The 1,358-nt window shown below is 56.6% G+C and carries 1 protein-coding gene; it reads right to left on the minus strand.

Annotated features, from left to right (window positions below; translation table 11 throughout):
- Nucleotides 1-1,358, minus strand: a 1,358-nt coding sequence (locus FD34_RS02175) for a glucose-6-phosphate isomerase (RefSeq protein ID WP_057806369.1), incomplete at its 3' end; no start/stop codon positions are given.

Here is a 1,358-nt window from a genome sequence, read left to right on the forward strand (position 1 = left end):
TAGTTGTTCTTATCCATCTCGGCACGCAGCTGCTTGCCAATCTCCTCGTAACCAGGCTTACCCAGCAGGCCGAACATGTTGACCTTGTAGGCCTCCACGCCCGGTTGGTTAAACGGGTTGATTCCGTTGAGGTAACCGGAGATCCCCATGGCCACCTCAAAGAAGTAGATCAGGTAACCGAGGGTGTACTCGTTTTCTTCTGAGATGTGGACGGTCATAACCGGGACACCACCGGCCGTGTGGGCGGCCACGACCGCTTCGTAGGCCTTGGTGTTGGCAAAGTCCATCGTCTTGCCTTCTAGGTAGCCCAGGCCGTCGAGGTTGTCATCCTCACTTGGGATTTCAACGTCGTAGTTTGGCTTATCCAGCTTAACAACGGTCTCCATCAGGAAGCGCCGGCCCTCCTGGATGTATTGGCCCAGGGAGTGGAGGTCGGTCGTGAAGTTGGCGCTGGATGGGTAGATCCCCTTGTGATCCTTCCCCTCGGATTCACCGGCCAGCTGCTTCCACCATTCCGCAAACATCCGCATGTTCGGCTCGTAGTTCTCGAGTAATTCAGTTTCGTAGCCCTTGCGGTAGAGAATGTTCCGGTAGGCAGCGTACTGGTAGGCCTCGTTTTTGGTCAGGTCGGGGGTGACAAAGTCCTTTTCGGCTTGGGCGGCTCCTTCCATCAGCTTATCAATGTCGGCACCGGATGCGGCGATCGGCAGGAGGCCAACCGGGCAGAGGACGGAGTAACGACCGCCGACCCCATCCGGAATAACGAAGGATTCGTAGCCGTTGGCATCAGCCTCGGTCTTCAGCGCCCCCTTGGCCTTGTCGGTCGTGGCGTAGATCCGCTGGTTGGCCTCGGCCAACCCGTACTTGGCGATCAGTTTCTTCTTGAAAATCCGGAAGGCAATTGATGGTTCCGTGGTCGTCCCGGACTTGGAGACGACGTTGACGGAGAAGTCCTTATCGCCGATCAATTGAATCAGGTCATGAACGTAAGTCGAGCTCAGGGAGTTCCCGGCAAAGATGACCAGTGGGTACTTCCGATCCTTGGCCGATTGGGCCTGGTAGAAGGTGTTGTGGAGGAAGTCGATCGCCATCTGGGCCCCCAGGTAGGAACCCCCGATCCCGATCACCACGAGGATGTCGGAGTCAGACTGGATCTTCTTGGCGGCCGCCTTGATCCGGGCAAATTCGTCCTTGTCATATTCACTTGGCAGGTGGAGCCAATCACGAAAGTCCGCACCGGCCCCAGTCCCGTTGCGGAGCTCGTCATCGGCGGCATTGACCATCGCCTGCATCTCGCCTAATTCGTTGTCGTTGACAAATTGCTTTAATCCTTGCTTATCTAATGAAACGTGCGCCAT

The organism is Limosilactobacillus pontis DSM 8475 (genome assembly GCF_001435345.1).
In the GTDB taxonomy this organism is placed as follows: domain Bacteria; phylum Bacillota; class Bacilli; order Lactobacillales; family Lactobacillaceae; genus Limosilactobacillus; species Limosilactobacillus pontis.